Source organism: Alkalinema pantanalense CENA528, from assembly GCF_050753345.1.
Lineage (GTDB): Bacteria > Cyanobacteriota > Cyanobacteriia > Leptolyngbyales > Leptolyngbyaceae > Alkalinema > Alkalinema pantanalense.
Map to the genome: position 1 here is coordinate 1 of NZ_JBLZFX010000083.1, position 16,736 is coordinate 16,736.

The window sequence follows — 16,736 nt, forward strand, 5'->3', positions numbered from 1 at the left end:
TTGGCCCTAGTGCAAAGTAGTGGCGACCCTGGCTAGCCCGCGATTTTCTCAATCCAGGGGGGATCGGTCTACCACTACTCTTAAGATACAAGGGGGGATCGAATCCATTGTGTTAATCCGTTAACTAGTCATGGACGCCTGAGCGATTAACCATTCATCCAACGGGCGGCATCCTTCGCGTGGTAGGTCAGGATCATGTCTGCCCCCGATCGCTTGAAGCTGGTTAGCGTCTCCAGCACGATGCGTTGCTCATCCACCCAACCATTCAGCGCCGCCGCCTTCACCATGGAATATTCACCGGAGACGTTGTAGGCCGCTACGGGCAGGTTGCTGGCCTCCTTAACGCGGTGGATGATATCCATGTAGGACAGAGCGGGCTTCACCATCAGCATGTCGGCCCCTTCTTCCACATCCAACAGGATTTCCTTAACCGCCTCACGAGCGTTGCCCGGATCCATCTGGTAAGTCCGGCGATCGCCAAACTGCGGAGTGGATTCCGCTGCATCCCGGAAGGGGCCATAGTAGGCGGAAGCATACTTGGCGGCGTAGGACATGATGGGAATATCCTGGAAGCCTGCCTCGTCCAGCCCTTCCCGAATCGCTTTGACAAACCCGTCCATCATCCCCGACGGTGCAATGATATCGGCTCCGGCTTGGGCCTGGGAGACGGCCACCTTCTTCAACAGTTCCAGGGTGGGATCGTTCAGCACGCGCCCCATCAAATCGCCGTTACCCAGATAGCCACAATGGCCGTGGGAAGTGTATTCGCACAGGCAAGTGTCGTTGATGACGATTAGGTCGGGCACCGCTTCTTTCACTGCTGTGGTGGCTTTTTGGACAATGCCGCAGTCGTGCCATGCGCCCGTCGCATCCAAATCCTTATCGGCTGGAATCCCAAACAGAATAATGGCAGGAATCCCAAGGTCGTAAACTTCTTTTGCTTCTTCAACAATTTTATCAATGGAGAGTTGGTAGACTCCCGGCATCGATTTGACTTCCTTGGCAAAGCTGTCGCCCGGAACTGCAAACAGCGGATAAATCAAATCGTCAGGGGTCAGAACCGTTTCACGCACCATACGACGGAGCGGTTCACTGGTACGCAGGCGGCGAGGGCGATGAGTTGGGAACATGATGTCAATCTAAGAGTTGCTAACTTAATCAGGTTCAGTAGATCGAAAATATTGTTAACTGCCTAGGCTTCGATCCCCCTAAATCCCCCTTAATAAGGGGGACTTTGAACGAATTTGGCAGAATTCCCCCCTTAATACGGGGGGCTAGGGGGGATCTTAACCCACTTTGCGATCTACCGAGGTGTGTTAAAAGTCTAAAGCTTGCGTTGCCGCCTTTGAACCTGATTTAAGTTTTATTAAGTCTTCTCGCGTCCCATCCTGCCCACACACACCCGCCGATCGTGGCTCCCAGTCATCCGTAACAGTTACAATACAGATTGCTCAAACCCAACCCACGATCGCGCTACCAAGGCTGAGTTAAATCAAACCAAACTCGCGCATCGCAGGCATAAAATTACTGTTTTCATGGTTCGATCGACTCAGTTTAATCAGTGCAAATCGCTGCAATGGTGAAATTGCTGCCCATTGCACTGTTTCTAGCGTTGCATTTTCTGTTTTGACTTTAGAAACTACAGAATCTGGAATTATGTTTTCAATTTCCCAAGCTGGATGTTGCTCCACAGGTAAATCTGTTGCCGTTTCTCCCGTTCTTTCCTGAATCATCTGATGTAGAAAATCGTGGTAGCTTTGGATGTCCGCTGCGGACTGACAGGGCATTTCTACGAGGGCTTCCCGATCTGCCTGGGTGAATTGATTCCACTGATGCAGCTTGAGCTTGACACCACAGGTATCCAGCTTGAACCGGACTTGCATGGGAATGCAACGCAAAGACTCAACAAAATCCGCTTCAAACTGGAAAAATTGACTCATCGTAACGTCTCGTGGATAGTGATAGAGGTGACTCGACAGGCGGTTCTCGATCGGCTCCCAGTCCTCTATAACCCCAACCTAATGGGATCCATCGCTGCTAAGATTCACATTCTTAACGACCCAGTAGGCTGTAGCCAGCGCTAAAATGGTGGCCGCCAACGCCAGTAAATCCAGTCCTCCTGTCTTTTCTAGATCTAGGATAATGATTTTTCGGGCCACTGCGATCAACGAGGTCACGATCACCAGTTCGACTTGGACGACGTGCTTTTTCAGGTAGGCCGTAATATTTTCCAGGATTTCCAAGGCAATTAAAACGTTCAGAAATAACCCAAAAATGGTAAATAGGGCCTTGCCAAACTTCTTAACTTGAGCCGGATCGTCAGTGGGAACGGTGTTGGGTGCGGGGAAGAACAGTCCCTGAATTTCCACGGACATGTAGTGAGCCAGTTCATAGACGGCCATCAGGATCAGCACCAACATGCCGATCGAGAGCACCTTAGAAACCAGCGTTTCCACCCGCCCCAAGCGGTTAAGAAACACATCATCATTCCAGCTTCTGCGCAAAAATCGCCAAAGGCCCCGCATGTTCTGTCCTCCTAGAATCCACAAGCTTCCATAGGAGAGCATACTGAACCGAAGAGCAGCGAGTAAATATACTCAACCCATAGATTGCATCAAATTATTTCGCAACGGTTCCTTACAAACACCTATAGGTTCAATTGAACTCCCCAGATAGCCTGCTGATTCCGCTGTCTCTAAACGGCCAGCAATGCGGCAAGTTTTGTGAATAGGGTACTGGGGTTCTCCGTGGGGTCGATCGCGCAGGAAATCGGCACCAGTTGCACGGCACAGGCTTTCAGTTCCGGTTGCTTGGAGTCGGGACAGGCGGCAGGATGGGTGAGGGCGTTGGCCTCGGCGTTATCCGCCCAAATTGCGCCCCAGTGCATTGGCACAAACACCGTCCCCGGTGCAATATTCTTCGTCACCACGGCTGGAAACCGGGAACTCCCCCGCCGCGATCGCACCTCCAGCCATTCCCCCTCTTGAATCCCCAACTTAGCCGCATCCCTGGGGTGAATTTCAATAAACGGATTGGGGTGCATTTTACGAATCTTATCAATCCGTCCCGTTCGTGCTTGGGTGTGCCAATGGCCGTAGAGCCGCCCCGTCGTCAGCACAAAGGGATAGCGATCGTCGGGGGGTTCCGCCAAGCCACGGGAATGGTAGGCAGCAAAGCGGGCGCGTCCATCGGGGGTATGGAAGCGCAAATCGGTATAGAGCCGTTTGGAAGCGGCTATCTGGTCAGCCAGGGACGCTGACTGCAGGTCTGACCCATCCTCGGGTCGATCGACGATCTGACACTGGGGCGCTGGGTGGGGCCATTGGGTGGGGCCATGCTCCACTAGGTAATCATGGCTCAGGCCAGACATATCGCAGGGTCGCCCTTGGGTCAGATGGGCGAATTCCGCGAAGACTTCCCCGGCATGGTTAAAGGCAAAGTAGCGACCAAAACCCAAGCGCCGTCCAACTTCCGCAAAAATCACCCAATCCGTGCGCGATTCCCCCGGTGCCATCCGAAAGGCCGGACAGAAGGTCAAGCGCCGCTCGGAATTGGTCATGACCCCAGCCTTTTCGCTCCATTGGGTCGTCGGCAGCAGGACGTGGGCGTAATCGGCCATTTCTGTGGGGTAGTAGCAATCCTGGTAGACCGTGAAGGGGGATTTGCGCAGCGCCGCTTTGGTGCGTTCCAGATCCGGCATACTGACCGCTGGATTGGTCGCCGCCACCCAAAACAGCCCCACTTCACCCCGCTCTAGCCCTTCAATCATCTGCCATGCCGTGCGCCCTGGTGTGGGGGCAATACGTCCCGCTGGCAAGCCCCAAGCCTGCTCAATCTCCGATCGATGCGCCGGATTAGTGATAAAGCGGTACCCCGGTAACAGATGGGACAGGCCCCCCGCTTCCCGTCCGCCCATGGCATTGGGCTGCCCCGTGAGGGAAAAAGGCCCCGCCCCCGGTTTGCCAATCTGCCCCGTCATCAAATGCAGGTTAATAATTGCGCGAACTTTGGCGGTGCCTTCGCTGGATTGATTCACTCCCATTGACCACATGGACAGCACCCGATCGGCCTGCTGCCAATAGCGCGCTGCCGTTGCCAAATCTTCCACAGTAATGCCGCAGCGTTGCGCCACCACCTCCGGCGGATAGTGCTGTACCACTGCCTCATAGTCCGCAAAACCCGTGGTGTGCCGCTGGATAAACTCAGGTTGAATGGCGTTCCATTGCAGCAGTAAATGGGCGATGCCATTCATCAGGTCAATATCGCTGCCCGGTTTAATCGCCAAATGCAGATCGGCGACCTCCGCCGTTTGCGTGCAGCGGGGATCTACAACCACTAACTTGACGTGGGGATTTTTTTTGTGGTGTTTGCGCAGACGATTGAAAATGATGGGATGGCATTCCGCCGTGTTGGTGCCAATCAAAAAAGCGCAATCGGTCAGATCTAAATCGTCATAGCAGCAGGGGGGGCCATCGGCTCCAAAACTCTGGACATAGCCCGACACCGCTGACGACATACAGAGCCGCGAATTGGCATCAAAGTTATTCGTGCCCAGGCAACCTTTCATCAGCTTTTGGGCAATGTAGTAGTCCTCGGTTTGGAACTGCCCGGAGCCATAGAGACAAATCGAATCTGCGCCCTCAGTGGCCAGCAGCGTTTGCATCCGAGTGACAATGCGATCGAGGGCTTCGTCCCAACTGGCCCGCCGGAAAGGTTGATCTAAGCTATCCCGCACCATGGGGTAGTAGAGCCGATCTTTGTCGATCGACTCCGCCACCGTTGCACCCTTGACACAGACCATGCCCTGACTCGAGGGATGGGCACGATCGCCCCGAGATTGCCAGATGGGGAAGCCATCGCGATCGCGGTTAATCGGTTTTCCAGGCTGGGCAGGCGGTAGCACTTCCAGACCACAGCCCACACCACAATAGGGGCAGAGGCTTTTTGCTGGCTGGCTCATAGGATGTCCACTCAAATTCCAAAATTATAGGGAACCCACGGATACGATCGTGGAGAATCTTGCAGAACTTACATTAGAGATGGCTAAATTTTGCAAGATTACTGGGATCATGACGGGAGCTTAATGGAGATTGAGAAGAAATCATAGCGCCAATGGGGAAAAAGTTGTCTCTGATAATGCTGATAACAGATTGATTGATCACTGCTGCAGATCCTAGCCCCCCTAGCCCCCCTTAAAAAAGGGGGAACCGGCAAAGATGTACTCAAAGTCCCCCTTATTAAGGGGGATTTAGAGGGGGATCGTTACGGGTTACGATCACGAACTGCCACGAATTGACTGGGTCTTACGGATAGGGGCTCAATGGTTCACAGCTTTAGTCTTCGTGGTGCGCGTAGCGATTATAGAGATAATCCAAGGCGTAATTACGCAGCTCATAGTATTTATCATCCTCCATGATGGCTTCACGATTGCGGGGACGGGGGAAAGGAATGTCTATAATTTCACCAATGTTGGCCGCAGGACCATTGGTCATCATGACAATTTTGTCTGCAAGGAACAGCGCTTCATCAATATCGTGGGTAATCATCATTACGGTAATGCGATGGTCTTCCCAGATTTGCAGCAATTCTTCTTGCAGTTCTTCCTTGGTAATTGCGTCCAAAGCTCCAAAGGGTTCGTCCAAAATGAGGACTTCGGGACGGATGGCCAAGGCACGGGCGATCGATACCCGTTGCTTCATCCCACCGGAGAGTTGGCCAGGTTTTTTGTTGGCGGCTTCATCCAGCCCCACCATATGCAGGTGTTCCCGCGTGATTTCCGTTTTTTCTGCCTTGGACTTTTCCGGGAAGACTGCGTTCACGGCTAGGTAAACGTTTTCAAATGCAGTTTTCCAAGGTAGCAGGCAGTAGTTTTGGAACACCACCATGCGATCGGGGCCGGGACGGGTGATTTGCTTGCCATTGACAATCACTTCCCCGGTGGTGGGGGTACGGAATCCCGAAACCATGTCTAGCATGGTGGTTTTTCCACAACCGGAGTGACCGATCACGCACACAAATTCACCTTCATTAACCGTTAAATTGACCCCATCTAGGACAACGTAGTCACCCTTGGGCGTGGGGTAAACCTTGGAAACATTATTAATCGACAGAAAAGAAGTCTCAGACACGTTCGGTGCGGTGAAATTGGGATTAGGAAGCGTTTGCATCGGGATTTGCCAACATGAACGGTGATCAGAGTGGACAAAAACCGCTGGTAGTTGAGTCTACCAGCAGCTTGCAATCTTTATTAGGCAACTCGTGAATTTGTTGCGCTATCCAGCAAAATATCTTCGACCCGAATTTCGCGCCGAATGGCCAAGCTATTGAGATAAGCCATGGGATCATCGGGATTAAACACAACTCCATCAAAGAGTTGCACAGGCACCCGATCGGGTTCTGTATCGGGAATGCCCAAGGCACGGGCCGCCTGTCCGTAGATATCAACACGGTAGATGCGTTCTAACACTTCGACCCAGTTTTTCGGGAAGGGGGTAATGCCCCAGCGAGCCAATTGCGTCATGATCCACAGCGCTTCGAGGCGACGGGGACAGGTGGATTGCTCGACATAGAACTGGTTGAACCGTAGCAGCATTTCTGGCTCGGCTTCGGTTCCCCGGTTGTAGGGATGGATGAATCCGGGTCGGATTTGCACCGCAGGACGATTGACATATTCCTCCCGCGCCAACAGTTGGACGATTTCCTCCCGGTTGCGGCGATCGTCGCAGTATTGGCAGGCTTCGATTAACGCTTTCACCAAAGCCAAGTGGGTGGCAGGATTTTGCTCCGCCCAGTCTTCCCGCACGCCCAGCACTTTATTTTGGTGACCGTTCCAGATTTCCAAATCCGTCGCCACCACGAAGCCTGTGCCGTTTTGCACAGCGCGAATGTTCCAAGGCTCAGACGCTAAGTAACCATCCACGGCCCCTAGGGCTAGACGGTTTTTCATATCCGCCGAAGAGAGAACCGACAGATTGACATCCTGGTCGGGATCAATCCCACCCGCTGCCAACCAGTAGCGCAGCAACAAGCTGCCCATGGAGGCGTCATCCACAACACCAAAGGTGTGGGGTTCGTCGGCGGTGGCGGTAATGGCCTGCTTCAGATCAGCGAGGTTCCGTACACCCCGATCGTAGTAGCCCTTCTTGAGCGTGATGGCGTTCCCGTTACGAGCGAGTACAAGAGAAGTGGTCACTGGAATGCGTTCTTTGTTCCCTGCGCCCAAGGCCATGGATAGCGGCATCCCGGCCAGCATTTGCGCCGCGTCGAGGCGACGATCGGCCACACCATCGGCGATCGCCTGCCAACTGGTTTGGGCCACCAAGTTGACGTTCTCGAAGCCATATTTCTGAAAGAGGCCCTTTTCCTTGGCCACAATCAATGGCGCAGCATCTACGGTGGGCACGTAGCCTAGGGTGAGGGTTGCTTTTTCCAGCCCTTGCACCGCTGCCACTGCGGGAATTTCTGCGACCTGCCGTTTTTGGCGGCGTTTTGCACGTTTCTGCTGGTTCAGGAAGCTGATGATTTCGCCCCGCAGGTGGTAGTACTCCGGATGGTTCACCACTTCCATACGGCGGCGAGGCCGGGGAATCGGCACGTCCAAAATCCGACCAATGTGGGCTTCGGGGCCATTGGTCAGCATGACAACACGATCGCTGAGGAGCAATGCCTCGTCCACATCGTGGGTCACCATCACGCAGGTCATGTTGTGGCTTTGGCAGATTTCCATCAATTGCTCTTGCAGGTTGCCGCGCGTCAAAGCATCCAAGGCTCCAAAGGGTTCATCCAGCAGCAGCACCCGAGGCCGAATGGCCAAGGCTCGACCGATCGCCGTCCGTTGTTTCATCCCGCCGGACAGTTCCTTAGGTTTCTTGTCCGCTGCGTGGCGCAGTCCGACCAAGTTGATATGCTCGTCAACAATTTCCTTGCGTTCTGCTTCGGGCAGATCTTTTAAAACTTTATTGACTGCGAGGGCAATGTTTTGCCGCACGGTCAACCAAGGCAGCAGGGAATAGTTTTGGAACACCATCATGCGATCAGGGCCTGGGGTTTTAATTTCCCGTCCTTCCAGCACCACCCCACCCGCCGAGGCTTGTTCAAAGCCAGCAATGATGTTGAGCAGGGTGGATTTCCCACAACCGGAGTGCCCAATCAGGGAGACGAATTCCCCTTCCCGAATGTTGAGGTCAACGTTTTTCAGCGCAACGTACTGACCCCCATTGGGCAACGGATAAATTTTATCAATATGGTCAACTTCAACAAGATTAGCCATGGTCTCTGGGTGATAAGGAGAACTGAGGTTTACAACAATCGAAGCATCGTCACGATCGAGAATTGAGAATCCCTATTCCGACACCACCAGAGAACCGAGCCAACCCACAATGCGATCGAGAATTAAACCCACCACACCCACACAGAAGACGGCGAGAATAATCTTGCTCAAACTGTCATCTAACTTCGCGCTGTATTCGTTCCAGATAAAAGCACCAATGCCATCCGCGCCCGAGGCCAACATTTCCGCCGCCACGATCGCCAACCAAGCCAAGCCCACCCCAATGCGTAATCCCGTGAAAATGTAGGGCACCGTGGAAGGAATCAGAATGCTGAAGAAGTACTCTTTGCCCGACAACCGAAGCACCTTAGCAACGTTGTTGTAGTCCTTGGGAATTTGCTGAACACCCACGGCGGTGTTAATCAAAATCGGCCAAATTGCCGTGATAAAGATCAAGAACAGCGCCGCAGGACGGGAATCTTTAAACACCGCCAGAGACAAGGGCAACCAAGCCAGCGGAGGCACGGTTCGTAAAATTTGCACCATCGGATCAGTTCCTTGGCGCAGAAACTTATTGACCCCGATCGCGACCCCCAGCATAATTCCCAACACTGCCGCCAGGGAGTAGCCAATTCCAACCCGCTTCAAACTCTCAAACAGTTGCCACCAAATGCCACCTTCATCAAACCCTTCCAGAATCGTCGAGGTGGTTTGGGCAATGACAAGACTCGGAGCAGGCAATAAATCTTGGCGGCCACGACAAATGGCTTCCCAGATTCCCAGGGCTACCCCAGTACACACCACGGGAGGAATCAGAAAATTCAACGCCTGGGTTGCCATCTTTGCGATCGCAGGCGGATTCGAACGAGACGTTGTCAAAGTTGCCATAGCCGGGAATTCCTTAATCGTTTGGAAGGATAGTTTGGGATGAATGGGGAAACGGACAGAGCGTGAATGGAATGGAGGGTTGGGGGATAGAAGCGACGTGAAAGATAAAATCAGCGTGAAAGCTGGATGGGCTAGCCTTTTGGGTTCTAGCGTTCCTAGTCTAGGAGCAGCCCACCCAACCTTGTAACACTACGCCTTCTTAATCTTGAGGGACTCTAAGTAAGCCTTGGGATTCGCGGCATCAAAGGTGACACCATCGAAGAAGGTTTCGACCCCTCGAGTATCTTTTTCAGGAGCCTTTTGGCCGATCATCTTCGCAGCTTCACGCCAGATGTCCGATCTGTTCACCTTATCCACAAGCTTGAGGTCATCCTCGGTCATCTTGCCCCAACGGATGTTTTCGGTGATGAACCAAGTATCGTGGCTCTTGAAGGGGAAGCTGGCATCGCCTTCCCAGAACTTCATCTTCAGATCGCTGTTTTCGAGCTTGCGGCCATTTCCAAAGTCGAAGTTCCCTTTCATCCGTTCCAAGATGTCTGATACAGGGGCTTTCACGTACTTATCCTTTTCCAGGATTTCGCACATTTCTTGCTTGTTCTCGGGCTTGTCGCACCACATTTGGGCTTCCATGATGGCGGCGAGAACGGCTTTGGCTGCTTTGGGATTCTTATCGACCCAGTCTTGACGAATGGTGAATGCCTTTTCAGGGTGTCCTTTCCACATTTCGCCGGTGGTGACTGCGTTGTAACCCAGCTTCTTGGTCACCATGCGTTGGTTCCAAGGCTCACCGACACAGAAGGCATCCATGTCTTTGGTTTCCATCTTGGCCACCATTTGAGGCGGTGGAACCACGTCGATTTGCACATCATTTTCAGGATCTACCCCGTTGGCGGCTAGCCAGTAGCGCATCCACAGATCATGGGTTCCACCAGGGAACGTGATAGCGCAGATAAACTTCTTACTGCCCTTTTTCTCGTCAACCTTAGCCTTGAGCGCGTCAGCCTTCGCTTGGAGATTTAAGGAGGCATATTCACCCGCGATCGAGATGCCCTGTCCATCGGTATTGAGCCGCGCCAGGATATACATCGGCACTGCGGCACTGCCCCCGGTAATTTTACCCGCAGTCAAAAAGTAAGGCATGGGGGTCAGAATGTGCGCACCATCAATCCCACCCTTTTCAGTTCCGATCGTCAAATTATCCCGTACAGTCGCCCAGGATTTTTCCTTGGTGACTTCGGCTTTCTTCATGCCGTACTTCTCAAAAAAGCCCTTTTCCTTGGCAATGATGACGGGGGCAGAATCCGTGAGGGGAATAAACCCAAGTTTGATGGTATCGGTTTCAGGGGTATCCGCAGTGCCGCTGCTGACCGCAGGCACAGAACTGGAACTGCTGGGGGAGTTCGAGCCGGAACTACAGCCGTTCACCAAAACGGTACCAGCAACGGTTGCACCCATGGTCAGGATGAATTTGCGACGGGAAAAACTACTCATGCTCTGTAATCCGAATTGTGATTGCGTAAACGTTGAATTTTGCGATCGCTCTAGTCTGTCAAATTCGTTCAAGAAATTGATTTAATTCATATTCTCGATCGTGATTCACCAGAGGACACTGAAGCAATGCAAAGATTGAGTTTGGCTAGCGTCATAAACCTGGGTAGCCACCAGGGTGTGAGAAGTGAACCGTGGATAGATGCCCGATTGTTCGGTGAACTGTTGGGCTGGATTATCTATGCATCACCACAGATCCAGCACGACATTGCCAACGGGATGGGCGCTACAGGTGAGAATGTAACCCTCAGCGATCTCTGCCTCGCTCAAGCCACTAATGTCACTGTCGTATTGAACAGAGCCACTCAGCACTTTCTGCTTGCAGGTACCACAACTTCCCGCCCGACAACTACTTTCGATCGTCCCTCCGGCCTGCTCCACCACGTCTAGAATCAAGTCGTGATCAGTACAGGACAGCACTTTCCCCGACTTCGCAAGAACGATCGTGGCAGGGGTCGCAGGGACAGCGGGTGTTGGCGCAGCGTTTTCCACCACAGAAGGCGTCTCCGCAGAAGCATCTTCCAAGGAAACCCCTGATTTCAGGGTGGCTCCAAACTGCTCCACCAACATGTGCCGTAGCAACGGTTTGAGATCCGCAACGGGAATTCCCGTTTGGGTTTTAGTGCCCAAGTGGGCATCTTTACCAACCTTGCCCCCCGTAAACAGATCAACCCCTTCCGTGACCTTGCCATCCTTGCGGGCTTTGGTTCCCATAAGGCCCAGATCCGCCACTTGGGGTTGGCCACAGGAGTTGGGGCACCCTGTCCAGTGAATCCGCACGGGCTGCGATAGTTCAACCTCTTGGTCAAGTTCCCGCGCCAAAGCCAGCGCCCGATTTTTGGTTTCCACCAGGGCAAAGTTACAAAACTGTGCACCAGTGCAGGACACCAGCGATCGCTCTAGCGTACCGGGATTCACTGAAAACTTTTGCAGAACCTCCTCTTGCAGCAGGGGGTCAATCCGCGAATCAGGTACGTTGGGGATAATCACGTTCTGTTCTACGGTAAGGCGCAGTTCCCCACTGCCATAAACCTCTGCTAGACGAGCTAAGTCATACATGTCTTGGGCAAACAAGCGTCCCACAGGAATACAGAGACCAACGTAGTTCAGTCCATCCTGCTTCTGTTTGTAAACCCCAACGTGATCGCGCTTCTCCCACTCAATTTCGTCCTTGGGGGCAGCGGAGAGCACCGTCCGACCCAGGCTTTTTTCCACTTCCTCACGGAACTTTTCGAGTCCCCATTGATCAATCAACCACATCAAGCGAGACTTTTGACGATTGGCACGGGGGCCATTGTCGCGATAAACCGTGAGAATGGCTCGACACAAATCCACAACATCGCTGGGCATGACCCAAACATCCAGAGGAATCGCCGCTTCCACCCGACTAGCGGAGAAAAAGCCCCCAACCAGAACGTTAAAGCCTATCTGTCCTTCCTTAAACGCAGGAACAAAGGCAATGTCATTAATTTCTGCATGGACGGAATTGTCACGACAGCCCGCGATCGCAATGTTGAACTTGCGCGGCAGATTGGTAAATTCAGGATTGCCTTGACCTTGATTAGTGATCATGTCCTGAACTTGTTGAACCAATTCCCGCGTGTCGTACAGTTCATCGGCATCAATCCCAGCAACGGGAGACGCAGTGATGTTCCGCACGTTGTCCATCCCAGACTGCACACTGGTTAGCCCAACGGATTCATAGCGCCGCAGAATATCGGGAATATCCTCCAGCCGCAGACCCCGCAATTGCAAATTTTGCCGCGTGGTAATGTCAGCAACGCCATCTTCGCCGTAGCGACTGACGACATCGGCCAGTACGCGCATCTGCTCACTGGAGACAATGCCACTGGGCAGGCGCATCCGCATCATAAACTTGCCCGGAGTGACTGGCCGGAAGAAAATCCCCAACCACTTCAGCCGATGGATACGATCGGTTTCATCCATCGCTTCCCAGCCGATTTGGGCAAAGTGATCCAGTTCGGCTTTAACCGCGAGGCCATCCTTCTCCGCCTTAAACTTTTCGAACTTATTCAGCTTTTCCGATGCTGGAATCGTGTTTGTCATAGGTCAAGCCTGTGTTCCTGTGGTCGTACCCAAAACCCTCAGTGGACTTACGGAAAATCTATGTCTTGAGGAACTTTCAAGTTTCCGTAAAACGGGGCTAGTCATTTGACCATGGAGTCAAGTTAGGCGAGATCACCAGGACAATTCGTATCCTTCGTTACAGAGTATTTCAGCTCATGCTTTTTTTGCATAATATAAATGCGTTTAATCAATAAAGCCATCGTTTTCTAGGACAAAACCCCCTACTATCGGGGATAGCTCCGGTGGACGGGCGGGTAAAACAGATCGATCGTAGGCTGCCAAAATGGTCTAGAAACATGATCGAAACGATGGTTGAGCGTGGCTGATGAAACTTGCTCAGAAGAGGGTGCCCCGCAAAGGACTCTCTGACAAGAGACAACCTCAATACAAGGTGGTGCTAGAACAGGTTGCTGTTAGGAAGTACGCTGAAGTGGTTCAATGTCCTAGGGAATGACATCTGAGTAATCTCTAAGGAGTATGGCAATCCTATTGGGCCCATGAGTTCCTGGCGAACCCCCCTCATCCCCAACCCCTTCTCTCAAGGGAGCCGGGAGCCGGAATTCAAAGTCCTTCTCCCAGAATGGGAAAGGATTTAAGGGTGAGGGCAAAATGCAGTGGATTCACGAAGCATTTAGGGCTGCTCTATCTGAGTGTTCTCTAGAAGACTATGCTCAGGGATACCTGGTTATCTTTAGATATTTCAGTGACCTCTGAGTCCGGTGAGGCGTTCTAAGCAGTATGAAACGACGCAACTTTTTACAACGGTTAGGATTGGGTGGGTGGTTAGGATTGGGTGGGTTCATGACCAGCCTACCAACTGGACTCCTATCAATGCTGTCCGGCTGCAAAGCCTCGGTGGCTGAAGGGTTTCGGAAGATGGGGTCGATCGCAGAACTCGACGAAAAGGGCTTCCTGTTTCAGGAGTATTTCACCGCCGATCCCCTGTTGGTAGTCAGGCAACCCAAAGCCCCAGATACCCTGGCCGCTGTAAATCCGATCTGTACCCACCAAGGGTGCGTGGTCAATTGGCAAAAAGAGAAAGGTGCTTTTGTCTGTCCTTGCCATGGTGCCGTGTTTAGCCCTGACGGCAAAGTTTTGCAAGGCCCTGCCGCTCGAGATTTGCCAACCTATCCAGCGGAATTACGCGGGCAAGAAATCTGGGTTTCTAGCCGATAATCCTGCGACCCGATCGTTCTTCTAACCAATTCGTCAGTCGCTACGCTTGTCATGACTCAGGCCACTCGACTCTCGCGAGTCGTCAACCAAAGGGCTCCCGAATTCTTTGGGTCGCCATCACCCCCTCTCCTAGGAATCGAGGAAACTTAATTGTGCAAGCTGATGATTCACGGAGTTTAGTCTCCTTCAGTTCCCTGGGCCAGTGTCACCAGTGGGACGGTCTCCTCCAGGAAATTCAGGCGCTGTTGCAGGAGTCGCTCTCCACCGCCAGTAGTCGCCGCAAACCGTCGGTCAAACTTCCAACAGACGTCGCCGATCGAGTCCTAGTAGGATTATTAGACGTCCTGGTAGGCGGAGACTTTCAAACAAAGTGGGAAGCTGCAAAACTACTGCCTCTTCTGGAGGATCGGGCGATCGAACCGCTGTTAGCACTGCTGGAGGACGAAGATCTAGAACCTGAGGTGCACTGGTTTGTGGTACGGCTGCTCGGTAATTCGCCCACGCCTAAAACCCTACAGGCTCTTTTAACCTGTATTCAAACCCATCCGCAGGAAGAAGTCCGGGCCATGGCTACCCAGGTTCTGGGGGGACAAGGTCCGCCTGTTTTGGCCTTGGTTGAGAATTTGCTGCAATCCCCCCTAACGCGACTGCAAGGGGTCAATATTCTTGCTCAAATTCGCAGCCCTCAAAGCATTTCCCAGCTTTTAATGCTGGTGAACGATGCCAATGCCCAAGTCAGGGTAACGGCGATCGAAGCTTTGACCCTTTTTCAAACCCCGGAAATTGTTCCTCGCCTCCTGCAAGCGTTGGAGGATCCTGTCGCTAGGGTCAGACGGGCTGCCCTAGCAGGATTGACATTTGGCAACCTCAGTGAACATCCCACGCTCGTCCCTCTGATTCAAGCTCGGTTATGGGATGTGGACATTCAAGTCTGCTGTCAGGCGGCGGTCTGTTTGCGGCGCATTGGCAGTCCCGAAGCCGTGACGATCCTACGATCGGCCCTGCAATCCTCTGTTTTACCCGATCCGTTAGCGATCGAATTGATCCGATCGCTGATTTGGATTGCCACAGAGCAATCCTTGGATGGCGTCTTACAAGCTTTAGATCAAGGGAACCTCTCCGCTGCCGTTGCCCAGGAAACCCTCACCCTCCTGGGACGCATTGAATCGCCAGATCTCAAACCTCGGGTTGCAAGCTGGCTCATCCTGCGACTGGGGCAAGGGGCCAATCCTGCGATCGAACGACCTCAGTTAGGCTCCTTAGATTGCCAAGTCATGATCTCGGCCCTTGGGCAACTGCAAGAACCGATCGCCATCAATGGATTGATTCAACTCTTGGCCCAGGCTGATACCATGCTGCGTCTTCATATTGTGGCGGCCCTCAGACAATTCGAGGGGGTCTATGCCCAGTTAGAGACATTGGCGAATCAACCGTCCAGTGCCTCAAACCTGAAGCAGGGATTGGCGATCGCCCTTAAGGAATGGTGATTTTCGGCTGGACAGCTTTCCTTCAATTGGTTGGGCTTGTCTAGCGCACCGGAGCCTACATCCCTGGGGGCCACCTAGATACCTTAGCAAAATAGCTTCTGGAAACTTAAATTTGGAATCTAGCAATATTCCGTGCCACACTTCGAAACTGCCCGTCTCAGTCTCTATTTCTAATAAATTTTCTCTATTTTTCAATTGTTTGAAGATTTTCAAACGATTTTAAAGCCTGAGGAATCTGAGACTCTTCTTAGCTACTTGCATCATTATTAATTCATTAATTGATCGATTCATCGCTCTGTCTTTGACGTTGAGGCGCTATGCGATTAGAACAAATCCAAGCTTTTTTAGCGATCGCGGAAACGGGAAGTTTCCAGCAAGCCGCACGCCAATGTAATGTCACTCAATCTACAATTAGTCGGCAAATTCAAAGCCTAGAAAGTGAACTAGGAATGCCGCTATTGCATCGCAGTAATCAAGCCAAGCTAACCATTGCGGGCGATCGATTTCTGCCCCGCGCCCGTCGCATTTGCCAAGAGTGGGCTACGGCTAACCAGGAAATTACAGACTTAGTTTCAGGCAAACAGCCAGAGCTATGCATTGCAGCCATTCATTCCGTGTGTGCCTACCAATTGCCTCCGGTACTGCAAACCTTTTGTCGCACCTATCCCCAAGTCCAATTGCGGGTCACATCCCTCGGCAGTGATCGCGCCCTTAAAGTCCTTAAAGATGGTTTGGTCGATTTGGCGATCGTCATGAATAACCGCTTTCTCACAGCCAGCCCGGAAATGGTCGTCGATTCCCTCTACGTGGAACCCGTCAAAATTCTCATGGCCGCCAACCATCCCCTGACCGCCTACGATCAGGTGCCTTGGTCGGAATTATTAACCTATCCCCAAGTGGTTTTTAAAGATGGTTACGGCATGCAGCGGCTGGTTCAAGAGCAATTCCAGCGCCAAGGACTGTCCTTGAATATCGCCCTAGAATTGAATACCTTAGATGCCTTCCGGGGAGTCGTGCGCCAAGGAGAACTGATTGCCCTGCTACCCCAGGGAGCCGTTGCCGATGTGCATTTAGATCCCACCTTGGCCATTCGATCGACCACGGATCCCATCATCACCCGTGAAGTAGTTCTGGTCACGACCCAGGATCGCCTCAGCATTCCGCCCATTCAGCATTTTCGATCGTTGGTTCACCAGATCAAGCTGAGTGATCCCACTTCACCGATCCTGTCTGCTTAGCGATCGGGATCCTCGCCCTCTGAAATTCCTGACTGAAGCCTT

General features: G+C 52.5%; 12 protein-coding genes. 3 read left to right on the top strand and 9 right to left on the bottom strand.

The window, feature by feature from the left end:
* Nucleotides 1-146: 146 nt before the first annotated feature.
* The 9 genes from hemB to ACN4EG_RS20955 all read right to left on the bottom strand — a co-directional run bounded on the left by hemB (nucleotide 147) and on the right by ACN4EG_RS20955 (nucleotide 12,772).
* Nucleotides 147-1,130: a porphobilinogen synthase gene (hemB, locus tag ACN4EG_RS20915; RefSeq protein ID WP_431632131.1), complete on the bottom strand. Its 984-nt coding sequence runs from the start codon at nucleotides 1,128-1,130 to the stop codon at nucleotides 147-149.
* A 357-nt stretch (nucleotides 1,131-1,487) separates the two neighbouring features.
* Entirely contained in the window at nucleotides 1,488-1,940 is a 453-nt protein-coding gene (locus tag ACN4EG_RS20920) for a nitrate reductase associated protein (RefSeq protein WP_431632132.1), read from the bottom strand.
* A 78-nt stretch (nucleotides 1,941-2,018) separates the two neighbouring features.
* Nucleotides 2,019-2,525 carry a phosphate-starvation-inducible PsiE family protein gene (locus ACN4EG_RS20925; RefSeq protein WP_431632133.1) on the bottom strand — a complete coding sequence of 169 codons (507 nt, stop codon included), beginning with the start codon at nucleotides 2,523-2,525 and terminating at the stop codon, nucleotides 2,019-2,021.
* Between the two features lie 170 nt (nucleotides 2,526-2,695).
* On the bottom strand, nucleotides 2,696-4,960 hold the full coding sequence (locus ACN4EG_RS20930; protein ID WP_431632134.1) for a molybdopterin oxidoreductase family protein: 2,265 nt from the start codon (nucleotides 4,958-4,960) through the stop codon (nucleotides 2,696-2,698).
* 373 nt (nucleotides 4,961-5,333) lie between these two features.
* Nucleotides 5,334-6,167, bottom strand: coding sequence for a nitrate ABC transporter ATP-binding protein (locus ACN4EG_RS20935; protein WP_431632135.1), 834 nt, complete (start codon nucleotides 6,165-6,167; stop codon nucleotides 5,334-5,336).
* 80 nt (nucleotides 6,168-6,247) lie between these two features.
* Nucleotides 6,248-8,269: an ABC transporter ATP-binding/substrate-binding protein gene (locus tag ACN4EG_RS20940; protein WP_431632136.1), complete on the bottom strand. Its 2,022-nt coding sequence runs from the start codon at nucleotides 8,267-8,269 to the stop codon at nucleotides 6,248-6,250.
* A 72-nt stretch (nucleotides 8,270-8,341) separates the two neighbouring features.
* Nucleotides 8,342-9,157, bottom strand: a complete 816-nt coding sequence (gene ntrB, locus ACN4EG_RS20945) for a nitrate ABC transporter permease (RefSeq protein WP_431632137.1) — start codon at nucleotides 9,155-9,157, stop codon at nucleotides 8,342-8,344.
* Nucleotides 9,158-9,346: 189 nt separating this feature from the next.
* On the bottom strand, nucleotides 9,347-10,648 hold the full coding sequence (locus ACN4EG_RS20950) for a CmpA/NrtA family ABC transporter substrate-binding protein (RefSeq protein WP_431632138.1): 1,302 nt from the start codon (nucleotides 10,646-10,648) through the stop codon (nucleotides 9,347-9,349).
* Between the two features lie 243 nt (nucleotides 10,649-10,891).
* Nucleotides 10,892-12,772, bottom strand: coding sequence for a ferredoxin--nitrite reductase (locus ACN4EG_RS20955; RefSeq protein WP_431632139.1), 1,881 nt, complete (start codon nucleotides 12,770-12,772; stop codon nucleotides 10,892-10,894).
* A gap of 759 nt (nucleotides 12,773-13,531) precedes the next feature.
* Here ACN4EG_RS20955 and ACN4EG_RS20960 point away from each other — a divergent pair.
* The 3 genes from ACN4EG_RS20960 to ACN4EG_RS20970 all read left to right on the top strand — a co-directional run bounded on the left by ACN4EG_RS20960 (nucleotide 13,532) and on the right by ACN4EG_RS20970 (nucleotide 16,694).
* Nucleotides 13,532-13,969: a QcrA and Rieske domain-containing protein gene (locus ACN4EG_RS20960; RefSeq protein WP_431632140.1), complete on the top strand. Its 438-nt coding sequence runs from the start codon at nucleotides 13,532-13,534 to the stop codon at nucleotides 13,967-13,969.
* Between the two features lie 152 nt (nucleotides 13,970-14,121).
* Nucleotides 14,122-15,456 (top strand): HEAT repeat domain-containing protein, encoded by a 1,335-nt coding sequence (locus tag ACN4EG_RS20965; protein WP_431632141.1) that lies wholly within the window; start codon nucleotides 14,122-14,124, stop codon nucleotides 15,454-15,456.
* 317 nt (nucleotides 15,457-15,773) lie between these two features.
* Nucleotides 15,774-16,694: a LysR family transcriptional regulator gene (locus tag ACN4EG_RS20970; RefSeq protein ID WP_431632142.1), complete on the top strand. Its 921-nt coding sequence runs from the start codon at nucleotides 15,774-15,776 to the stop codon at nucleotides 16,692-16,694.
* Nucleotides 16,695-16,736: the final 42 nt, after the last annotated feature.